Here is a 1,546-nt window from a genome sequence, read left to right on the forward strand (position 1 = left end):
ATAGAATCTCCGAATCATTCAAAAGCAGGCATCAAGACCACTTTGTGATGTTTGCTTTCTTAATTCGAGGAGGAGAAGAATGATTCGTAAGGCTGTTTTAGGAACTGTTCTTGCCGCAGTATGCGGTGCCGCTTTTGCCGCTCTGCCGAACGTTGCTGTTTACGCGACTGGCGGTACGATTGCCGGACAATCCGCGGCGTCTGATAAAACCAATTACTCTGCTGCCAAGGTCGGTGTCGACAAATTAGTGCAGGCAGTTCCTGAACTTGCAAACATCGCCAATGTCACTAGCGATCAAGTTGCACAGATTGGCTCTCAGGATATGAGCGATGCTGTTTGGCTGACGCTTGCTAAGAAGATCAATGCTGAGTGCGGCAAGAAAGACGGTTTTGTGATTACACACGGGACCGACACGATGGAAGAAACCGCTTACTTTCTGAACCTCACGGCTAAGTGCAACAAACCGATCGTTCTGGTAGGTGCTATGCGCCCGTCGAATGCACTTTCTGCTGACGGTCCTGCTAACCTCTACAACGCCGTTGCTGTCGCCGGTGATCCTTCCGCTGCCGGCAAAGGTGTTATGGTTGTGATGAATGACCGTGTTCTCGGTGCACGTGACGTCACGAAGACAAACACAACAGGCGTTGAAACTTTCCAGAGCCCGAACGCTGGTCAGCTGGCAACGATCCATAACGGCAAGGTTCTGTGGGATGCAACACCAGTGACCAAACACACGACTCAGACTCAGTTCAAGGTCGACGGTTTAGACAAGCTGCCGAAGGTCGGCGTGGTCTATCAACACGCAGGTGTTGAAGGAATTCAGGCTCAAGCCTTAGTTGATGCCAAATACGACGGTATCGTCACCGCCGGTGTCGGCAACGGCAACCTTCATAAGTCAACATTCCCGATCATCGAGAAGGCAGCTAAAGACGGCATTGCGATCGTTCGCTCCTCTCGTGTGCCGACCGGTTCTACAACCAAAGACGCGGAAGTCGATGACGCTAAGTACGGTTTTGTTTCATCCGGTTCTCTGAATCCTCAGAAAGCTCGCGTTCTTTTGATGCTGGCCCTGACTCAGACTAAGGATCCGAAAGAAATCCAGAAGATCTTCGATCAGTACTAAACCGATAGGTTAAGAAGGCGATAGTCTTTTCAGAGACGGCAAAACCCGGGCAATTGCTCGGGTTTTGTCGTGTGCGCCCAGCATGGCGCACTTCTATAGGGTGAGAATCCCGAACCCGCCCGATGAGGGGAAGGGTTAGCGACTCGGCAATGGCGTAGTGGCAACACTAGGTCTGGAGGAAGCCGATAGCAAAATGCATGTTCAACGAACAGGAAGCGGATATGAGGCGGTTCAGACGGATGTGGGGGCACGACTCCTCAATATCCAATACTCATACAGGAGTCTGAGACGTAGATCCGATGGACAGGCAGGAAAGAAGTGTGTAATGACATGGAACCCGCCATCTAGCCAACTCGAAAGGAGTTGGTCAAACTAAAGGGTGTAAAAACAGTTACGAGAGGATTCCATGTCACGAATGAAAAG

General features: G+C 50.9%; 1 protein-coding gene. It reads left to right on the forward strand.

Annotated elements, in window-relative coordinates; all coding sequences use genetic code 11:
• Positions 1-79 precede the first annotated feature (79 nt).
• Positions 80-1,123: an L-asparaginase 2 gene (ansB, locus tag ACZND6_RS12845; RefSeq protein WP_279126983.1), complete on the forward strand. Its 1,044-nt coding sequence runs from the start codon at positions 80-82 to the stop codon at positions 1,121-1,123.
• The last annotated feature ends 423 nt before the right edge of the window (positions 1,124-1,546 follow it).

The sequence above is a fragment of the Parasutterella sp. genome (genome assembly GCF_057870745.1).